Annotated in this window: 23 protein-coding genes, 1 pseudogene and 1 riboswitch; of the genes and pseudogenes, 19 read left to right on the top strand and 5 right to left on the bottom strand. The window is 32.7% G+C overall.

Going from position 1 to position 20,404, the window contains the following annotated elements; all coding sequences use genetic code 11:
- Positions 1–68: 68 nt before the first annotated feature.
- The 6 genes from nfsA to KA814_RS13690 all read left to right on the top strand — a co-directional run bounded on the left by nfsA (position 69) and on the right by KA814_RS13690 (position 4,909).
- Complete coding sequence (gene nfsA / locus KA814_RS11010; RefSeq protein ID WP_203265317.1) at positions 69–824, top strand: oxygen-insensitive NADPH nitroreductase; 756 nt, start codon at positions 69–71, stop codon at positions 822–824.
- Between the two features lie 75 nt (positions 825–899).
- Entirely contained in the window at positions 900–1,466 is a 567-nt protein-coding gene (locus tag KA814_RS11015) for a hypothetical protein (protein WP_046207545.1), read from the top strand.
- Positions 1,467–2,011: 545 nt separating this feature from the next.
- On the top strand, positions 2,012–3,046 hold the full coding sequence (locus KA814_RS11020; RefSeq protein WP_046207053.1) for a PTS sugar transporter subunit IIC: 1,035 nt from the start codon (positions 2,012–2,014) through the stop codon (positions 3,044–3,046).
- Positions 3,047–3,058: 12 nt separating this feature from the next.
- Positions 3,059–3,736 carry an L-serine ammonia-lyase, iron-sulfur-dependent subunit beta gene (gene sdaAB / locus KA814_RS11025; protein WP_064209629.1) on the top strand — a complete coding sequence of 226 codons (678 nt, stop codon included), beginning with the start codon at positions 3,059–3,061 and terminating at the stop codon, positions 3,734–3,736.
- 12 nt (positions 3,737–3,748) lie between these two features.
- The gene (sdaAA, locus tag KA814_RS11030; protein WP_046207051.1) at positions 3,749–4,639 is read left to right on the top strand and encodes an L-serine ammonia-lyase, iron-sulfur-dependent, subunit alpha; all 891 of its coding nucleotides are present in this window, start codon (positions 3,749–3,751) and stop codon (positions 4,637–4,639) included.
- 90 nt (positions 4,640–4,729) lie between these two features.
- Positions 4,730–4,909, top strand: a complete 180-nt coding sequence (locus tag KA814_RS13690; RefSeq protein WP_071562246.1) for a hypothetical protein — start codon at positions 4,730–4,732, stop codon at positions 4,907–4,909.
- Between the two features lie 130 nt (positions 4,910–5,039).
- Here KA814_RS13690 and KA814_RS11035 read toward each other — a convergent pair whose 3' ends face one another.
- From KA814_RS11035 to KA814_RS11050, 4 genes are all read right to left on the bottom strand, one after another.
- A complete protein-coding gene (locus tag KA814_RS11035) occupies positions 5,040–6,422 on the bottom strand; it encodes an L-cystine transporter (RefSeq protein WP_046207050.1) in 1,383 nt (460 codons plus the stop codon).
- A 466-nt stretch (positions 6,423–6,888) separates the two neighbouring features.
- Entirely contained in the window at positions 6,889–7,917 is a 1,029-nt protein-coding gene (locus KA814_RS11040; RefSeq protein ID WP_046207049.1) for a hypothetical protein, read from the bottom strand.
- A gap of 121 nt (positions 7,918–8,038) precedes the next feature.
- Positions 8,039–8,704, bottom strand: coding sequence for a hypothetical protein (locus tag KA814_RS11045; RefSeq protein ID WP_107359904.1), 666 nt, complete (start codon positions 8,702–8,704; stop codon positions 8,039–8,041).
- A gap of 258 nt (positions 8,705–8,962) precedes the next feature.
- Positions 8,963–9,376 carry a general stress protein gene (locus KA814_RS11050; protein ID WP_064209625.1) on the bottom strand — a complete coding sequence of 138 codons (414 nt, stop codon included), beginning with the start codon at positions 9,374–9,376 and terminating at the stop codon, positions 8,963–8,965.
- Positions 9,377–9,602: 226 nt separating this feature from the next.
- Positions 9,603–9,705: riboswitch (purine riboswitch) on the top strand.
- Positions 9,706–9,920: 215 nt separating this feature from the next.
- Here KA814_RS11050 and xpt point away from each other — a divergent pair.
- The 5 genes from xpt (at position 9,921) to KA814_RS11075 (ending at position 15,340) form a co-directional block, all read left to right on the top strand.
- A complete protein-coding gene (xpt, locus tag KA814_RS11055; protein ID WP_046207046.1) occupies positions 9,921–10,502 on the top strand; it encodes a xanthine phosphoribosyltransferase in 582 nt (193 codons plus the stop codon).
- Complete coding sequence (gene pbuX / locus KA814_RS11060) at positions 10,499–11,767, top strand: xanthine permease PbuX (protein ID WP_107359903.1); 1,269 nt, start codon at positions 10,499–10,501, stop codon at positions 11,765–11,767. The genes xpt and pbuX overlap by 4 nt, the downstream gene beginning before the upstream one ends.
- 37 nt (positions 11,768–11,804) lie before the next feature.
- Entirely contained in the window at positions 11,805–13,271 is a 1,467-nt protein-coding gene (guaB, locus tag KA814_RS11065) for an IMP dehydrogenase (RefSeq protein ID WP_046207044.1), read from the top strand.
- A 21-nt stretch (positions 13,272–13,292) separates the two neighbouring features.
- Positions 13,293–14,834, top strand: coding sequence for a glutamine-hydrolyzing GMP synthase (gene guaA / locus KA814_RS11070; RefSeq protein ID WP_019469906.1), 1,542 nt, complete (start codon positions 13,293–13,295; stop codon positions 14,832–14,834).
- 149 nt (positions 14,835–14,983) lie between these two features.
- Complete coding sequence (locus KA814_RS11075; protein ID WP_238394773.1) at positions 14,984–15,340, top strand: terminase small subunit; 357 nt, start codon at positions 14,984–14,986, stop codon at positions 15,338–15,340.
- Positions 15,341–15,459: 119 nt separating this feature from the next.
- Here the strand turns inward: KA814_RS11075 and KA814_RS11080 are convergent, their stop codons facing one another.
- On the bottom strand, positions 15,460–16,068 hold the full coding sequence (locus KA814_RS11080) for a stage II sporulation protein M (RefSeq protein WP_046207043.1): 609 nt from the start codon (positions 16,066–16,068) through the stop codon (positions 15,460–15,462).
- Positions 16,069–16,322: 254 nt separating this feature from the next.
- Here KA814_RS11080 and KA814_RS11085 point away from each other — a divergent pair, with 254 nt between their 5' ends.
- The 8 genes and pseudogenes from KA814_RS11085 (at position 16,323) to KA814_RS11115 (ending at position 20,372) form a co-directional block, all read left to right on the top strand.
- On the top strand, positions 16,323–16,865 hold the full coding sequence (locus KA814_RS11085; protein WP_107359902.1) for a hypothetical protein: 543 nt from the start codon (positions 16,323–16,325) through the stop codon (positions 16,863–16,865).
- An 82-nt stretch (positions 16,866–16,947) separates the two neighbouring features.
- Complete coding sequence (locus KA814_RS11090) at positions 16,948–17,211, top strand: hypothetical protein (RefSeq protein WP_073345073.1); 264 nt, start codon at positions 16,948–16,950, stop codon at positions 17,209–17,211.
- Positions 17,212–17,505: 294 nt separating this feature from the next.
- Positions 17,506–17,699 (top strand): annotated as a pseudogene (locus KA814_RS13845) (hypothetical protein).
- 71 nt (positions 17,700–17,770) lie between these two features.
- On the top strand, positions 17,771–18,382 hold the full coding sequence (locus KA814_RS11095; protein ID WP_157948042.1) for a stage II sporulation protein M: 612 nt from the start codon (positions 17,771–17,773) through the stop codon (positions 18,380–18,382).
- Positions 18,383–18,811: 429 nt separating this feature from the next.
- A complete protein-coding gene (locus KA814_RS11100) occupies positions 18,812–19,051 on the top strand; it encodes a hypothetical protein (protein ID WP_046207038.1) in 240 nt (79 codons plus the stop codon).
- A gap of 129 nt (positions 19,052–19,180) precedes the next feature.
- Positions 19,181–19,345 carry a hypothetical protein gene (locus tag KA814_RS11105; RefSeq protein ID WP_182478106.1) on the top strand — a complete coding sequence of 55 codons (165 nt, stop codon included), beginning with the start codon at positions 19,181–19,183 and terminating at the stop codon, positions 19,343–19,345.
- A gap of 70 nt (positions 19,346–19,415) precedes the next feature.
- Positions 19,416–19,649: a hypothetical protein gene (locus KA814_RS11110; RefSeq protein ID WP_046207037.1), complete on the top strand. Its 234-nt coding sequence runs from the start codon at positions 19,416–19,418 to the stop codon at positions 19,647–19,649.
- A 294-nt stretch (positions 19,650–19,943) separates the two neighbouring features.
- Positions 19,944–20,372 carry an Ohr family peroxiredoxin gene (locus KA814_RS11115; RefSeq protein ID WP_046207036.1) on the top strand — a complete coding sequence of 143 codons (429 nt, stop codon included), beginning with the start codon at positions 19,944–19,946 and terminating at the stop codon, positions 20,370–20,372.
- Positions 20,373–20,404 lie beyond the last annotated feature (32 nt).

A 20,404-nucleotide genomic window follows, 5' to 3' on the forward strand; every position in this document is an offset into this window, starting at 1 on the left:
AATTCACTGTGAGCTTTGTTAACATCTAAATACTATAAACACATACACAAAAGAGGAGCGGATAATACATGTCTGATTATGTATACAACTTATTGAAAAAACACCATTCAGTCAGAAACTTTAAGCAAGAGCCTATTCCAGAGGAGCATATTAAAAAATTAATTGAAGCGGGTCAAAGCGCTTCAACGTCAAGCTATTTACAGGCTTATTCAATTATTGGTATAGATGATCCTGAAGTTAAAGAAGACTTGAAAGAAGTGTCAGGTCAACCTTATGTAGTAGAAAACGGTTATTTATTTGTCTTTGTTATGGATTATTACAGACATGCAATCGTTAATGAAAATACTAAAAAAGATATGGCAACATCATTTGAATCAGCAGAAGGTTTGTTGGTCGGTACGATAGATGCGACATTAGTTGCACAAAATATTGCTGCTGCAGCTGAGGTCATGGGTTATGGCATGGTTTATTTAGGGTCATTGAGAAACGATGTTGAACGTGTGCGTGAAATTTTAGACTTACCTAAGCATACTTTCCCATTATTTGGTATGGCATTAGGCTTACCAGCAGATGACGAAAATGGAGATCCTAAACCACGTTTACCACTTGAAAATATCTTCCATCACAATAAATATGACAGTGATAAAGAAACGCAACGTAAAACATTAGCAGATTACGATGAAACTGTAAGTAAATATTATGAATCCCGTACAAATGGTGAACGTACTGAAACGTGGTCAGAACAAATTTCTAATTTTATGAGTGCTAAGCAGAGACTAGATATGTTAGAACAATTGAATAAATCAGGTTTTATTAAAAAATAATTCACTGACAACTTCTGTTGCGTGTCACTTATGATGAAAAGGTCATATCATAGAAAGGGGTTGGTTATGTTGAGCATGTTTGACAAATTTTTTGGTAAGAAAACGCATGGAAATCATAAAGCTAAAGAGCAATATATTTATTCTTCTAGCAGTAAACTAACCCCTCAAGAAGCCCAAGCCTATTGGGTGAAATTGGCCCAAAAGTTAGTTGTTGGAGCTATTAATTCCGTTGATCACACAGCAGAACGTATATTTATTCTTATTTCATTTAACGAAAACGATTCTACGATAGATATATTCTTTCAAATGGATGGCCAGTTAAGAATGTGGAATGATTTAGATAATCAAACCCATAAAAGAACCATATCAAATAGTTTAATTTCACAAGCACCTAATCTCGTGAAGCATGTGAACTGCTTATATGATAGTGTTAATTTAACTCGGCTCGCATATTCACAGATTCAATATGAATTTGAAAGTAAGGCGTGGTATTTACATGATATTAGCGAAGATAGTGCTGAAGCGCATTTAGACAAAAATCCTGCATTTTTAAAATGGTTTGATGATGTTTCGAATACAATTGATAACATTCCGTTAGATAGTAAACAAAAAATTACTTGGGGTCCATTTAAACCAAGATAATAAATATTTAAAAGTGAGGATCAATTTTCTGTTAACAAAATAGAAGCAAAGACAGTCAGTGTTAAGGAAAACAATCAAAATGAAAAGTTTAAAATTAAATCGACTGTTTCATTAAATTTAACTGTCCATATGTTAAGTACTTGTAAAATAAATACTTTGGTCTAAAAAAGAACCGTCAATTTCTATTGCAATAATAATAGAAATTGACGGTTTTTGTTTTATGTCATTTAGGAGTTCGTTACACAATGATAGTGCTTAGTTACGATATTAGTACCAATTCAGTCATTTGTTCAAATTATTGCAGCTATTGAACGGTTATTTTAGTGAAAACTTATTATCTTTCTCAAATTCATTAACTTAATATAACAAACAATATAACAAATGGATTATTATATTATATAAAATTCATTATTTTGTGAATTTATTCACAAATATTTCATAAAAGTCTGTTTTTTGCCATTGTAAGTGTTTTCACAAAGTTTTATGATGTGGTTGGAAATAAAAAATGATAGATATCAATGAAAAATAGAAAGAGGTTTGAGGAAATGGATATTATTTTAGGTGTAGGAACGCTACTCATTGTATTGTTAGCTATGACGTTATTTTTAAATTTTGCACCTTATGGTAAGAAAGGGCTACAAGCATTGTCGGGTGCTGCCTGTGCAACATTCTTACCACAAGCATTTTTAAGTTATGCCATTGGTGGCGTCTTTGACATTAAGTTTTTGCAGGAAATTGGTGACTTAGCCGGTAGTTTAAGTGGTGTAGCAGTCGGTTTTCTTACTTGTTTAAAATTAGGTGTCTCGCCAGTTTTTGCTGTAATCGTTGGTTTAGTACTTCACGATTTTAAATTATTACCCGCTTTTTTAGCTGCTTATTTGGTTTCATTTGCTATTAAATTTTTAGAAAAAAAAGTCCCAGAGGGCTTAGATTTAATAACTGTAATTTTATTTGCTCCTGCTGTTTCTTTCCTTCTTGCAAGTATTATGAGCCCAGGTGTTATCGCTTTATTAAAACAAATTGGTAGTGCCGTGACAGCTGTTGGTGACAACAATCCTTATGTATTAGCAATTATTTTAGGTCTTATTATTCCTGTTACAGGTATGACACCACTTAGTTCCATGGTATTAACAAGCTTATTAGGACTAACTGGTTTGCCTATGGCGATTGGTGCACTGACATGTACAGGTAGCTCATTTGTCAATTTCATTATGTTTAAACAATTAAAAATAGGTAACGCTTCCAAAGCTTTCGCTGTTGCAGTTGAACCATTAACCCAAATAGATATTATTGCGAAGTATCCTTTGCAACTCTATGGTACTAATGCACTTATTGGTGTTGTAAACGCATGTATCGTCACATTTAGTGGATTAGTAATCAATGTGACAGGTATGGCGACGCCAATTGCCGGTGCTATTGTATTGTTTGGATTTAATGACCCGATTAAATCTGTGATTACGATTATTACGGTATCAATTACTAGTATTTTATTAAGTCTAGTTATAGGAAAAATGATTAATAAATTTAATATGACTAGCTTGAATTTCAATCTACCTAGAATGAAAAAACAGACCAATTAAGGAGAGAGAAGAATGGCAAGAAAACAAGATTATCAAAGTGCTTTTGATGTTATTGGTCCTATTATGATGGGCCCATCTAGTTCTCACACTGCAGGTGCAGTGAAAATAGGCAATGCTGCGCGAACAGTATTACAGTCTGAACCTCAAAAGATTGTGATTCATTATTATGAATCATTTGCCTCCACGCACAAGGGTCACGGAACAGATTTAGCAATTATTGGTGGGTCAATGGGTTTCAGCACATTTGATGAGCGAATTAAAGACGCTATCACATTTGCGGAAGCACAAAATATTGATATAGAAATTATAGAAGAAACAAGTGCTAGCTTGGGTGAACATCCGAACTGCGCATTAATTAAATTAGATGGTAATGGAAGACATGTAGAAATTAATGGTATTTCAATTGGTGGAGGTACAATTAAAATTAAAAGTATCCACGTGGATGGGCTTTGTATCCTCATGCATCATGCATTGCCTATTTTGGTTGTAGATGGAGAAGCTAATATTTCTTTAATTAACCATTTGATTAATGACTTGATTGAGTATGAAGTAGATATTAATGAAGAAATTAAAACAATTAATAATGACAAATGTTTATTGGCATTACATCTAAATAAAGCTTTAGATGTAGATAGTTTAAGTAAATTACGTGAGAAATATAAAGAATTAAATTTTTCATATATTTGTTAGAGGAGTGGCAATATGTATCATTCAATGCGAGAAATTATAGATTATGCAGTGGCACAGAACACAACATTTGCTGAAATGATGATTCATGAGGAGATGGAATTAAAAGGGATTTCAAGGGATGAAGTTCGTGCATTAATGAAACAAAATCTTGATGTTATGAGAGAAGCGTTAGAAAAGGGACTTTCTGGAGATGGTGTGAAAAGTGTAACAGGTTATACTGGACATGATGCAGTGAAACTAGATCGATATAATGAAGATTACCATGCTTTATCTGGACATGATATGGTAGAAGCTTTAAAAGGTGCAATATCGACAAATGAAGTGAATGCTGCGATGGGTATCATTTGTGCAACACCAACTGCTGGGTCATCAGGTACAATACCAGGCATATTATTCAAGTTAGAAAAAACACACGGTTTAACAGAAGCGCAGATGATTGATTTTTTATTTGCTGCAGCACTATGTGGCAAAATTATCGCAAACAATGCAAGTGTGGCAGGTGCTATTGGTGGATGTCAGGCAGAGGTGGGATCAGCCTCAGCAATTGCAGCAGCTGCAGCAGTTGAGATATTTGGTGGAACACCTGAAGAAAGTGGTCATGCGATGGCATTAGCTATCAGTAATTTATTAGGGTTAGTTTGTGACCCTGTGGCAGGGTTAGTTGAAATACCTTGTGTTATGCGTAATGCTATTGGTTCAGGCAATGGTTTAATCTCAGCTGATTTAGCATTAGCTGGAATAAAAAGTAGAATTCCAGTAGACGAAGTGATAGAGGCGATGGATAGAGTAGGACGCAACTTGCCGGCATCGTTGAGAGAAACTGGACTGGGAGGTCTAGCTGGAACGCCAACTGGAGAAGCAATAAAGAAAAAAATATTTGGACAAACAAGTGTTGAATCTTAAAAAGTAAAGATATATCTATTGAAGGTATTGAAAAATTAAATTGAAAAAATGCATGTTTCCCACTAAACTAAATTAAAAGAGGTGGGAGACATGTTACTGAAGTTAGGGATTATTTTTATTGTGTTTGTTATAAATAGTATCGTGACGTATTATTTAACTACGAACGGTACATGGGTCAACCTATTGTTGAAATCATTATCGCTAAGTTTGATTATTGTCTTTATTTATAATTACGTAAAACTGATGATAACAATAAAACGACAAAAATAGTAATATGATTAAAATTGAATTGATAATATAGTAAAAGTATAGAAATGAAAAAAGGTTGGAACGACTAGCGTTCCAACCTTTAATTATATTTATAAAAATATCTGAAGTTCATAGTGAGTGATGTCTTTTATTATGAACTTGTGATTTCCCCGTATTCTTTCGAATGATAAGTGTCAGTATCTAAGTTGTTTGTCAATTTAGCTGTACCTGTACCAGCAAGCATAGAGTCGTTAACGTTTAATGCAGTACGACCCATATCGATAAGTGGTTCTACTGAAATCAGTACACCCGCCAATGCAACAGGTAAATTTAATGTAGATAATACAATGATAGATGCGAATGTTGCGCCACCACCGACACCTGCTACACCAAATGAACTAATCACAACAATGCCTATGACAGATAAGATAAATTGTAAATTAACTTCGACACCAGCTGCCGGTGCTACCATGATTGCTAACATTGCTGGATAAATGCCGGCACAGCCGTTTTGACCAATAGAAAGACCAAATGAAGCTGAGAAGTTTGCAATACCATCTGGCACTCCTAAACGATTTTTTTGAGTTTGAACATTGAGTGGTAAAGCACCAGCACTTGAACGAGAAGTAAATGCAAATAGCAATACTTCAGACGTTTTCTTAACAAATGTAACAGGGTTCAGTCCCATACCAGTTACAATGAGTAAGTGAATGATATACATTACAATTAATGCCGCGTAAGATGCGATTACAAATTTTCCTAATGTCCATATTGCACCAAAATCACTTGTAGCGATTGTATTCGCCATGATAGCTAAAATACCGTATGGAGTTAGACGTAATACAAACGTTACAATTGCCATTACGATATTATAAACGGCATCGATACCACGTTTAAGTAAGTGACCACTTTCAGGTTGTTTACGCATTACACGTAAGAAGGCAAAGCCAACAAATGCAGCGAAGATCACTACAGCGATCGTTGATGTTGTACGCTGACCAGTGAAATCTAAGAATGGGTTACTTGGTAATAATTCTAAGATTTGTTGTGGTAGCGTGTTAGCTGTCATATCCTTAGCTTGACTTGCGATTTCACTGCCTCTTGAGCTTTCGGCACTACCTAAATCAATCGTAGATGCGTCTAAGCCAAAGACAAGTGCTGAGATAATACCGATAATTGCCGCAATTGCTACAGTCCCAATTAAGAAAATGAAGATATAGATGCCAATTTTAGCAAATTTTTCTCCAATATTAATTTTAGTAAATGCGGAAACGATTGAAATAAATATTAAAGGTATAACAATCATTTGTAAGAATGAAATATAGCCATCTCCAACTATACTAAACCAATCTGTGGTTTGTTTAGTGACCTTTGAATCCACACCGTAAATTAAATGAATAGCAATCCCAAAGACAATCCCGATGCCTAAAGCTGTAAAGACACGTTTAGGAAACGAAACATGTCTTCTTGCCATTACATATAATCCGATAAGGAAGGCCGCAAAAATAATGATGTTTAAAATTGTTAATAACATAAAAACAAGACCTACACTTTCTTTTATTTAATTTATTTTGTTAAATCCGATACGCATACTAAGGATAGTAGCAAAACGAATAATATTCAAGTCAATTACTCAAAAAAATTATAAAATTTATATGACTTTATTTTTGAAGCAGAATCGGAAGGGCTATAAATCTAGGTAGAATATGGTGTCAAGGCGTTTGTGGCTAAATCAGATAGAAATTCAATTAGGATGAAATTAAGGAAAATTTTTGATTTAGAAAAGCTGGTAGATATTTTAATACGAATTTCGATTCGAGTAATATTATAGTTTAAAGTGACCTTAGTAAAGTCAAAATAGCGCTGTAATTTTTGAATAATAGCTATATCACAAACTGTGAAATTTTATGCAAAACAAAAAACGTCAATTTCTATACGATTTCAATAGAAATTGACGTTTTTTTAACCAAAGACTTTTTGGCTTTGGTATCATCTTTAACTTATAAATTAAAGAGGCGTGCGAAAAATCCTTTACGTTCTTCTTTGCGCTCTTCTTTAGCAAGTGGTGAAGCGTATGACGTTGTTTCTTGAGACGTGTTTGCTTGTTGTGCGTCTGACTCATTTGTAGTAGACGAAGCTGATGCGGTTTCTTTGTTATGATCTGTTTGTTGTTCAGCTTCAGACGTTTCTTTATGTGTATCTTGTTCAATTTGGTCATCTGTTTTATCGGCTGAATTTACTTCGGCAGCTTGCTTTTTAGTTTCTGAATTTGCTGATTGTGTCGAAGGTTGTTCGCTAATTTGTGTGATTTCTTCATCGGCAGTTTGTGTTGATACATTTTCAGAAACTGTATTTGTATGAGCATCTGCTGTGTCAGTCGCTTTTTCAGGTGTTGCTTTCGTATTTGCTTGCTCAGTTGTATTTTCAGTGAATGCATTCGCTTCATTATTAATTGAACTTTGATTTGTATGCACGCGTTCAGATTCGACATTAGACTTCACAAGTTCTGTTTGTTCTTTTTGGGAATCCTGAATGACACTTTGTGTAGATTTAATTTCATCTGTAGATGATTGAATTGCTTTCAGTGATTCTGTATTTTCTTCTAGTTTAGATGTAATTTGATCTTGCATTTTATGCAATTCTTGCTGTTGTTGGTGCACTTGATTAATCATTTGTCCGAGCATTTGGCGTTCGTCACGCATATTTTGAATTTCGGTACGTAAATCTTCTACGAGTAAAGACACATTTTGATCTGAAGGTAGGTTGTTGTCATCCTCTTTGACTAATACCTGTAGAAAATCTTTTTCCTTTTCAAGTTCTTCGAAGGCTAAATCATAGCTATTTGTCTGCTTCACTTTTTCAGCAATATCTTGGAAGAGTTCAATATCCTCTTCTTGGAAATCTGTGGCTTCGCGGCCACGGTATTCGGTTTTACTAAGTTGATAACCGCGTTCTTCTAAATGTTGAACGATTTTACGGACTTGCTTTTCACTTAGTTCAACACGTTGTGCAAATTCTTTAGTTAACATAGAAATGAGTCCTTTCATAAGTGATTTTATGTATACGGACGTTTGTCTTCGGTTAGTGAAACGTCAGTCTTACCTCTATGTTAGTCTAAACTGTTTTAACAGTGATTTCAAGTGGTGTACACTATGATTTACGTAAATCCATTTCTTCTAATAATGGGTAAATAATACTTCTAGAAATTCTGTTCGCAAATACATACTTTAATATATAGTTTGATTTAATACTTGGCCCATATATGTCTTTTGTCAGTTCTATATTAGATTTGATAAACAAATCTTTAGGCAATCCTTCTGAATATCCGTCTAAATTTGGGGCTAGATAATCTAAATCATATTGTCTTTCAAAACCATGGCTAAATAAAAACTCGCGTCTGTTACTGAGCACTTGTTGCTCATCTTCTGAAACAAGTTCTGGTTCTTTAGGTACTTCTAGCATAATAAAGTTTACATCGTGTTCATGTAATTGATTGGATAAATAATTAATTTCCTTTTCTATACGTGCCAAAGTATTTGTAATTAATTCATCGTGGTCCGGTTGGTCATTTGCAATTAAATAGATTAAAAAGGCAGAATTTGTTGTCGCTTCATAATGTGCAGTTGCTAAGCTAACAACTTTATCTGACTGTATGCCTACTAAAAAGATATAGTCATCTTTGGTATGTTCATTTTTTAAAGATTGTTTAAATATTTGTTCATCTTCAGATAAATCAATGTCGAATTGTCCATCATAAAGTTTTAATGCTGCTTTAAATAATGGATCATCAATTGATTTGATAGTCTTAAAATCCATGAATAGATGCCCCCCAATAATAATGCGTTTATTATAACATAGTAAATAAATGGAAATCAGTGGAAATAATTTATAAAAATATTCTATGGGTCATTTATAAAAGGAATAAAATAGGAGCGAGACAGAAACCACAAAATACAAAGTGATTTCCTGCGTTCGCTCCTTATAAAGGTAGTCTATAATGTTAAGTAGCTATATGAAAGTATTTTGTGATCTTATTAAAATAATAGTATAAATCACACTTTACTTGAGCGTAGATTAGGATTTTGGTCCTTCTGTTTCTTCTGCGTAATGCTTATCTTTAATAGCACTATTTGTATATGCAGCATTTGCTTCTTGTACTTCTTCATGAGAAGAGTTATCTTTAGTTGCAATCACGAGATAGTTATTATCAAGGATCTCTTTTTTATAACGCTCTTTATCATCATCGCTAATATCATAATAAGCTAAAACAGTTTCTTCACCGTCTTCGCCAGTTAAAATTTTAGCCATTTTATCACTGAATGAGCCACTCGTTGCTGTTAGGTTTACTTCAGAATCATGTAATTCGTCAAAATGAAGTTTTGTCTTACTAATTACTGAAATTTCAGATTCAACATATCCTTCTGACAATTTTTGCTGGATAGTTGGTAGTATTTCGTCTTTACTTTGTACGATTGTAAAATCAGCCATTAACTGTCCCTCCGTCCACTTTTCTATTGTTTATCTAATACTTTCCCTATTAACTACTAGGTAAAACGAATATATATTTATTATATAATGAAGTGGCGTATCTGACAATCTTGATTTAAAAGTAAAGAAAGCGGTTACTAACATAATTGACTATTAATAAATCTCCTTCTTTAAAGCGCTTACTTATAATATTCGTGTTGAAAATCATGCCGAAATTTGCTATCATCAGTTAATAATTTATCTAACTCATATAATCTAGAGAATATGGCTCTAGAAGTTTCTACCATGTTGCCATTAACGACATGACTATGGGTAACCAATACAATACAAAGCATTCAACTTCAATCGTTTTAAAGTTTGATTTGGGAAATGAAGTGATTAATATATTCTTCTAAAACAATTGTCGTGTTTTCAATTTCTACATAATTAGGGAAATGAATGTTGAAGGCTATCAGTTCTTTATAGTATTGCACGTTCACTCATAGATCCTGAAACTAAGTTAGTTTAGGATTTTTTTTGTATAAAAAATGAGGAGGTTTTTTGAGTGGATTTGTTAAAACGGAAAGTTGAGGCAGACGGTGTCGTCATTGATGAGAAGATTTTGAAGGTAGATGGGTTTTTAAATCATCAAATAGACGCAAAGCTGATGCACGATGTAGGACTAACGTTTTATAATCAATTTAAAAATGAAGGGATTACTAAAGTATTAACGATTGAAGCATCTGGTATTGCACCAGCAATCATGGCAGCAATGCATTTTGATGTACCATGCTTATTTGCTAAAAAGGCAAAGCCTAGCACGTTAACGAAAAATACATATCAAGCTGATATCCATTCATTCACTAAAAATACGACGAGTACTGTAGTGGTTTCAGATGAATTTTTAGATGAAAATGATCGCGTATTAATTGTTGATGATTTTTTAGCTAATGGTGATGCATCATTAGGCTTAAATGAAATTGTTCAACAAGCCAATGCTGAAACTGTTGGCGTAGGCATTGTAGTTGAAAAGAGCTTCCAACCAGGCAGAGAACGTTTAGAAACAGCAGGGTTGAAAGTATCGTCTTTATGTAAAGTTGCTTCTCTAAGTGGAAATAAAGTGACATTTGTTGAGGAACAATCATGAAGACATTTATCTTAAGTTTACAACATCTATTGGCGATGTATGCAGGCGCCATACTCGTACCAATTATTGTAGGGACAAGCTTAGATTTTACTCCAGAACAAATTGCCTTCTTAGTCACTGTTGATATTTTTATGTGTGGTGTAGCCACATTTTTACAAGTTTGGAAAGGCACAGGCACCGGATTGCCTATCGTCTTAGGTTGTACATTTACTGCCGTTGCGCCGATGATTTTAATCGGGCAAACCAAAGGCATAGGTGATTTATATGGTTCCCTTTTCTTATCAGGTATATTGGTTGTCATCATTGCTCCATTCTTTTCATATTTAGTTAAATTCTTTCCACCAGTTGTAACAGGTAGTGTCGTTACAATTATAGGTATCAATTTGATGCCAGTAGCGATGAATTATTTAGCAGGTGGAGAAGGTGCTAAAAATTTTGGTGATGCCAAAAACATCTTACTTGGTGTAATTACATTAATAGTCATATTAATTGTGCAACGTTTTACAACAGGTTTCTTAAAATCTATTGCCATATTGATTGGCTTAATTGTAGGTACAGTATTAGCGTCAATATTTGGCATTGTTGATGTGAAACAAGTTGGTGAAGCACATTGGTTTTCGTTACCACAACCATTTAGATTTTCAACATTCAGCTTTGATTTTGGCGCAACTTTAGTATTCTTTATTGTTGCGTTAGTCAGTCTGATAGAATCAACAGGTGTTTACCATGCATTAAGTGAAATTACAGGTAAGAAATTGGAAAGAAAAGATTTTCGTAAAGGTTATACAGCTGAAGGTCTTGCGATTATCTTAGGATCTATTTTTAATGCATTCCCGTATACTGCTTATTCTCAAAATGTAGGCTTAGTATCATTATCTGGTGCTAAAAAGAACAAAGTTATCTATGGCATGGTTATCTTGCTCATTATTTGTGGTTGTATTCCTAAATTAGGTGCTTTAGCCAATATGATTCCACTACCAGTATTAGGTGGCGCAATGATAGCAATGTTTGGCATGGTAATGGCATATGGTGTTAGTATATTAGGTAATATTAATTTCAAAAATCAAAATAATTTATTGATAATCGCGGTATCAGTTGGACTAGGAACGGGTATAAGTGCAGTACCACAAGCGTTTCAAGCTTTAGGAGACCAATTCGCATGGTTAACTCAAAATGGTATTGTACTCGGTGCGATTTCAGCAATTGTTTTGAATTTCTTTTTTAACGGCATTAAGAATCAACAAAACATAGAAACTATGGAATAATGGAGCTATAAAACAAATATTAGGAGGCTGTATTCATATGTGGGAAAATAAGTTTGAAAAAGAATCTTTAACTTTTGATGATGTGTTATTGTTACCAGCAGAATCAGATGTATTGCCGAAAGAAGTAGACTTGAGCGTTCAATTATCAGAAGGTATTAAATTAAATATCCCTGTTATTTCAGCAGGTATGGATACTGTAACTGAATCTAAAATGGCAATCTCAATGGCTAGACAAGGTGGCCTAGGTGTCATTCATAAAAATATGAATATTGAAGATCAAGCAGATGAAGTTCAAAAAGTTAAACGCTCAGAAAATGGTGTTATTTCAAATCCATTCTTCTTAACGCCAGAAGAAAGTGTGTATGAAGCAGAGGCATTAATGGGCAAATATCGTATTTCAGGTGTACCTATTGTTAACAATGAAGAAGACAGAACATTAGTCGGTATTTTAACAAACCGTGATTTACGTTTTATTGAAGATTTCTCTATTAAGATTTCAGATGTTATGACTAAAGAAAACTTAATTACAGCACCTGTAGGCACTACTTTGGATGAAGCTGAAGAACTATTACAGCAACATAAAATAGAAAAATTACCGTTAGTTAAAGATGGTAAATTAGAAGGTTTAATCACAATCAAAGACATTGAAAAAGTACTTGAATTCCCAAATTCTGCTAAAGACAAACTTGGCAGATTGCTAGTTGGTGCAGCGATTGGTATTGCAAAAGATACAGATATTCGCGCTGAAAAATTAGTTGAAGCGGGTGTAGATGCCTTAGTTATTGATACAGCTCATGGACATTCTAAAGGTGTTTTAGAACAGGTTAAACACATTAAAGAAAAATTCCCACAAGTGACATTAGTTGCCGGAAACGTTGCGACTGCTGCAGGTACTAAAGCTTTATACGAAGCTGGTGCAGATGTTGTCAAAGTAGGTATTGGACCTGGCTCAATTTGTACGACTCGTGTTGTTGCTGGTGTAGGTGTGCCACAAATTACAGCCGTGTATGACTGTGCAACAGAAGCACGTAAACATGGAAAAGCTATTATTGCTGATGGTGGTATTAAATTCTCAGGAGACATCATCAAAGCATTGGCAGCTGGTGGACACGCTGTGATGTTAGGAAGCTTACTTGCAGGTACTGAAGAAAGCCCTGGCGCAACAGAAGTATTCCAAGGTAGACAATATAAAGTATATAGAGGTATGGGTTCATTAGGCGCAATGGAAAGTGGTTCTAACGATCGTTACTTCCAAGAAGATAAAGCCCCTAAAAAATTCGTGCCTGAAGGTATTGAAGGTCGTATTGCTTATAAAGGTCCATTACAAGATACGATTTACCAACTTATGGGCGGTGTGAGATCAGGTATGGGTTACACTGGTTCAAGAAACTTAGAAGCATTAAGAGAAGAAGCACAATTCACACGTATGGGACCTGCTGGATTAGCAGAAAGTCACCCACATGATGTGCAAATTACTAAAGAATCACCAAATTATTCATTCTAAGTTAAAAGGAGATTTAAAGTTATGGAAATGGCGAAAGAGCAAGAGCTCATACTTGTTTTAGATTTTGGTAGCCAATATAACCAATTAATTACACGTCGTATACGTGAAATGGGTGTGTATAGTGAACTGCACGACCATGAAATCAGCATTGAAGAAATTAAACGCATGAATCCGAAAGGGATTATCCTTTCAGGAGGACCAAATTCAGTATATGAAGAGAACTCTTTTACGATTGACCCAGAAATTTACAATTTAGGTATTCCTATTCTAGGTATTTGTTATGGCATGCAATTAACAACTAAATTGTTAGGTGGCAAAGTTGAACGTGCCAATGAAAGAGAATACGGTAAAGCAGTGATTAATGCGAAAACGGATGAATTATTCTTCGGACTTCCTGAAGAACAAAATGTTTGGATGAGTCATTCAGATAAAGTGATCGAAATCCCAGAAGGTTTTGAAGTGATTGCAGATAGTCCAAGCACAAACTATGCAGCAATTGAAGATAAATCACGCCGTATTTATGGTGTTCAATTCCATCCTGAAGTACGTCATACTGAATTTGGTAACGATTTATTACGTAACTTCGTACGTCGTGTGTGTGAATGTACTGGTGAATGGTCAATGGAAAACTTTATTGATATTGAAGTTGAAAAAATCCGCGAACTTGTTGGTGATCGCAAGGTGCTATGTGCAATGAGTGGTGGTGTAGACTCATCTGTTGTTGCTGTATTATTACACAAAGCGATTGGTGACCAATTAACATGTATTTTCGTAGACCATGGTTTATTACGTAAAGGTGAAGGCGACATGGTCATGGAACAATTTGGTGAGGGCTTCAACATGAACATCATTCGTGTCGATGCTCAAGAACGTTTTATGAACAAATTGCAAGGTGTGTCAGATCCGGAACAAAAACGTAAAATCATTGGTAATGAATTCGTTTATGTCTTTGATGATGAAGCATCTAAGCTAAAAGGTGTTGATTTCTTAGCGCAAGGTACATTGTATACAGACGTTATTGAATCAGGTACAAAAACAGCACAAACGATTAAATCACATCATAATGTAGGCGGATTACCTGAAGATATGGAATTCCAATTAATTGAGCCTATTAATACATTATTCAAAGATGAGGTACGTGAATTAGGTATCGAATTAGGTATTCCAGAACACTTAGTATGGAGACAGCCTTTCCCAGGTCCAGGTTTAGGTATTCGTGTGCTGGGTGAAATTACAGAAGATAAACTTGAAATCGTACGCGAATCAGATGCGATTTTAAGACAAGTCATTCGTGAAGAAGGTCTTGAACGCGATATATGGCAATACTTCACAGTGTTACCTGGTATTCAATCTGTAGGTGTCATGGGAGACTACCGGACGTATGATCATACTGTTGGTATTCGCGCAGTGACATCCATTGATGGAATGACAAGTGACTTTGCGCGTATTGATTGGGAAGTCTTACAAAAAATTTCAAGCAGAATCGTTAATGAAGTAGACCACGTGAACCGTGTTGTCTATGATATTACATCTAAGCCCCCAAGTACCATCGAGTGGGAATAACAGAATAGAATGATGAACCCCCTTAAGCATAGGCTTGAGGGGTTTTTTGTGATTTAGGAATTGTGGGGAGTGAATAGAAGCGTAGTTTATGTATACTTATCTAAAAACTGTAATACAATTATCATCAAAGGAATGATTCAGGTAGCAAAGTGCTCATAAACAACGTTATAACCTATTTAAGAAACTATATCTATGAAGATAAAAATAAGGTTATTGATGATAAAGTGCTTTCTGCGAATGAGATACTACATCTACTATCTAATGCAGCCGTTGGGGAAGAAACAGAAATGAAAGAGGTAGTCACTAAACGTGGCGAATACGTTAAGAACCCAGATACAGGCAAGTACAATATCATTTACAACGAAAGTGTTGAGATGGTTGAAGTACCTATTAAGATAAGTGACCGATTAAAAGCGCGTGATCTACTTGGCAAATACAATACACTTTTTACAGATAAGCATGAACTAATAGGAGGTACACCAGTAATCATTAATATTGGTGAGTAGGATGACTGAAGTAGAAGAGAAAATGGATAAGAAGTACCCCAATAGAACTAAAATTATAGATGATATTCCTTTGGAAGATTAGAAATAAGCCCATTATCAATGATAGTGGGCTTGTTATTTTAAGTGAGTAAATCAAGTATTAATTTTGATAAATAGTTTTCGACGAATGCTGCTACTATAAATAAAGGTAAAGCAATAAAAATGTAAATTTTTATTAAATTAGTTATTGCTAGTTTGATAGAAAAATTCTGTTTCTTGTTTTTTCTTAAAAGATTGCAAATCTTTCTGATAATAGATTGATTTAATTTAAATAGGCTACTAGCAACAAAGCAAAATGCTAATATTTCTATCAAGAAGTGAGGGATTGTAGATATGGTTAGCATAATTCCTTTATAATTATCAAAGTTAACTGCAAATCCTAAAGCTATAGCAGGAGAAATTGTTGTACTGATTATATTTAAATAATATAAAAAAGGAATTGGAATGATAGCTAGTATCAGCATTTGAAAAGGAACTCTAAAGCCATTGTTTAATATATATTCCCAAACTTTTTGTAAACCTTCTGCATTGGCCACATTTTTAGGTATACCATTAAATATGTTTTTAATGGTTTCAGTAGAAGGACTAAATATAATAGCCAGAATAAAAGTGATGATAAAAATCAATAATGTTATAGCTAAAAAGCTTAATGTTCTTTTGATATAAGTAGCATCATAAATTTTAAGCATGTTTCCTCCATTAATAAAGATTGTTTATATAACTAATATCACACTATCAAATATTTATTGAAATTTATAGGTTGTTTAAATGAAGTGCTATAACTTCCACCCATCAGTATCAGTTCTGTTAGGTGGTTTTGTTATTGTTACATTTATTAACTCAATTTATATGTATGGACAATATAAGTTGTTTTTTGATTATGTTAATATACCTGTGAGTTACACTCAATATTATTAAAAAAGAAAAGTATAAGGAGGAAGCTATGTTAAGTGGATTGTACGATGTTCTAGGCTTTTTTATTGACCTTTTTATGGGAAAGTATTCCCAATTTTATTTAATAGTATTTATATTAATAATTGTGTTAGCTGCTATAATAGATTTGTTTATATCGATTGGTTCTAAGAAATCAGAAAATAAATTATTATTATTCATTAAGAGTTTAGGTATTCATTTCGTTGGTATTATAGTCTTTTGCGGTATTCTGTTATTCATAAATAGGATGTTAACTTTTATACCATTCTTTCATATTAACTCCCAATCAGAAGAGTTAATGGGTTTAACTGGTATTACATTATATTTATCATTACTTTTTGTATTGTTTGTAGGACTATTTTTCATGAAAATGAGAGGTCATAAATTCTTTCATGTTGTAATACAGTTTTTTATTGCTATAGCTATTTTTTACATAGGGACTTTATTATTAAATTTCTCAGTACCATTTAACATACCAGTTATACTAGCAGATATTGCTATAGTTGTTTTAATTGGGAATGTATTATTGGAATATATAGAAAAGGTGGATTAGTTATGTGGATAGCAATATTTAGTATGTGGTTTTGTATAGGAACGGCATTCTTAGCTATTTATTTAAATAAGGAGAAATAAATATGTCTGCACCTTATGTAGTAATGTTACTACTCACTATAATTGCAGTTACAATGATGATTATTATATGTATGGTTTTGGATAAATCCATGATATATATGTTTATAATACTTTTCATTCACTCAACACTTTTATTCATCATTCGCTATTTCTGGCAAAATAAAGAATTTGGAGAAGCTTTTACAAGATCATTTGACCTCGTTACGATAGCTATCGTAGTTATCTTTACTATTTTGAAATTCAATAAGACTAAATCAAGTGAGTAGTGTTAAGATACTGTAAATCTCATTGTACTATTTAATTGCGTATAATATAATTGTGCATGAAGTTCCTCCAGAACTTTATCCCTTAGGGTTCCTTCTGGGACGCTTCACAAATTAAAATATCACCTTCTTATTTATAATTGTGTTATTTTATGAAATCACTCTAACTATTTTTATAGTTAATTCAAAACTGCTCGGGCAGGCACTTATGTGCTCGCCCTATTTTTATGTGTTAATATCAAATATTATACAATCAGTAATAAATTGATTTTAATATCACAAAGGAGTGTTATTGATTTGAAAAGGAAGGGTGAACTAGATCAAGGATTTATTATGCCAACTATGTTAAATGTATTTTCTTACTTGGACTTATTTTCATCTCACAATTAGAAAATTTATTTATATTAATACCTTATGTTCTTGTAATGGGAGTAAATGTAGTTTATTTAGTTGTTAAGTCTATGAAATTTAGAAATGACCGAAGATTATAAAAGGTTTGTTTTATTAATAGTATGTTAGTATACGGTTTGTTATGAACTACATAAAATATAAGGAGAAGATTATGTTATCCATTGAAAAAAGTTTTATGAAAAGGGCTAATAAATTTTTCATATTTACTGTAGGTATAACTGTAGCAATTATTTTCATATTTTACATTCTTGGCTTGAAGATAGATGATTTTAGCGATTTTTCAAAAGCTAGTATAAATGACGAGCACAAATTTAAACTAGTAGGTTTATTTACATATTTTTTTAATAATGGGTTCATTTTACCTTTCATAATGCTGATACTTGCTATTATACCAATACCATTTTTATATTATTTGAATATGCTATCAACTGTTTTTTCATTAGGTATGTTAATTGGCATACACTTTGCATATAATTTCACGGATGGAATAAGGCTGTTTCTTGGATTTTTGCCGCATCTATTAATTGAAATTTATAGTTCAAGCTTAATGCTTTCAATACTTTATGTTATTAACAAAGTTATTATTAGTAAGTTAATGAATTTATTCAGAAAAAAACCTATTAAAATGAAACCAATTTACATAATATTAATTGACAGTATTAAAAGCTATATTCTTTATTATTTACCAATTGTATTACTAGCAGCAATAATGGAAACTTATGTTTCACCTCTTTGGTATGGTTTTTTATTATCATTATTTTAATATTTAACCCGTTACCTTTGATTTGAGGAGTGGACATGCAATGGGCAAACACTTATCTGCTCACCTATTTTTGTTATATTTATATTAGAATTTAGATTAATTAGACTGAAATAAAGTTTGCTAAAAAGGGGTTGTATTTTGAAGATATTTTTGTCCTTTATATATTTTTTGGTTTCATTTTTTGTTTTGAAATCCCTATTGGATTTAGTATTACCAATTGAATTTGATATGTATGCAAATCTAATTTCTTCATCATTTTTTGCATTCGTTATGACACCATTTTCCTTTGTGCTTAAAAAGTTTAAAGATAAAAAATAGAATATATGTTTATACGAAAAAATTATTAATTGTAAACAGTTCTGAAGATCAACGTTAATAAAGGAATTGGAAAAAATAACAATGTAAATGTTTGAAAAATGAGGTGTTGTAATGAAGAGTTTAAATGTTATATCTAATATATTGATTTTATTAATTATAGTAACTTCCATATTAACAATATTGGATTTAACAGGTCTTATAAATTTTCCTTTTTCTTTATCCGTTGTAGGTTTAATACTTATCTTAAATTATTGGATTGAAACTAAAAAAGAAGGAAAAACTGAAGTTCTTTACTTATCAGTAGGTGCAGTTTTGTTTATTTTAGGTTTAATAGAGATTTTGTTCTTTTAGAAAGGAGTTTTCTCTTGTATTGATACTAAGATCAGTACCATAATGTGCTTGCCCTATTTTATTTTATAAATAAAAATATTTTGATTAATTATATTGTGAAATAATGAAAAATGTAAAGGAGTGGGTTATTTGAAATGGTTTTTACTTATTGTACAAGTGATTTTAGGGATGTTTTTAGTATTTTTTGCATATAAACAAATGAATCAAGACCATTTAGACACATGGTTTGGAGTTTATTTTATATTGTTTGCAATTTTTGTGGCTTGGTATTCTAAACATTATTATAAAAGTTAAGAGTTCAGCAGCTCAACGTCAATAATGCAATATTGTTTTATATTTTAAAAAGTGAAAGGAGCTTTTTATTATGAATGAAAAAAATCGTGGTATTTTTTCTATGATTTCTTTGATTATTTCTTCTATATTTTTCTTCATTAGTCTTGTTGTTTTTGCCTTTCAAATAAATTCAGATGTGGCTTCTTTATGTACAACTTTAGGAATTTTATTTGTTGGTGTTTATGGAGTATTAGCTAAATTTAAACTAGGTTATATAGCGATTATTTTAGCTTTAATAGCTATAGTTTTGAACTTAGTGTTTTAGGTTTTAGAAACGAGTTCTTCTTGTCTTTATACATAATATAACTACCTATTAGCAGAAGTGTTGGCGAGTTTTGTAATACATAGCGAACAATTGAAAGTGTTTTAGCCCAATAGGACTTTTACTTATGTACTTGTCCTATTTTTTAATGAGTAGAGACAAATGACAATTTAACACTTATGATTTTAAATATCTAAAAATTAATGATAGAATACAATTAGATTAAGCTTAATTCGATATGTAAAACGATTAATTAATCATTATTATTGAATTTCAAAAATTATTGGAGTGATTTTCATGGCAAAACCATTATTTGAAACAACTGTCATAAGTAATGGAGGAAGAGATGGAAAAGTTTTTAGTGAAGATAATACATTTTATCAAGACTTAGCTGTTCCAAAAGAAATGGGTGGCAACGGCGTTACAGAGTCAAACCCTGAACAGTTATTTGCAGCAGGTTACAGCTCTTGTTTTAACAATGCGCTAATGCATATTTTGAAAGGTGCAGGCAAAGGTACAATTGAGCCAGAAGTACGTGCGACTGCTTATTTATTGCCAGATAAATCTGATGGCGGTGTGAAATTGGCAGCTGAATTAGATGTATTACTTAAAGATCTCAGCCAAGAAGAAGCGGAGATGTTCGTTGAAAAAGCGCATAATTATTGTCCGTATTCGAAAGCACTAAAACACACGATTGATATTGAAATTACTGTAAGCGTTAATTAAGTAAAGTGATGCAAAAAGCTAGATAAGATTTT

The sequence above is a fragment of the Staphylococcus sp. GDY8P196P genome (genome assembly GCF_017891705.1).
Lineage (GTDB): Bacteria > Bacillota > Bacilli > Staphylococcales > Staphylococcaceae > Staphylococcus > Staphylococcus ureilyticus.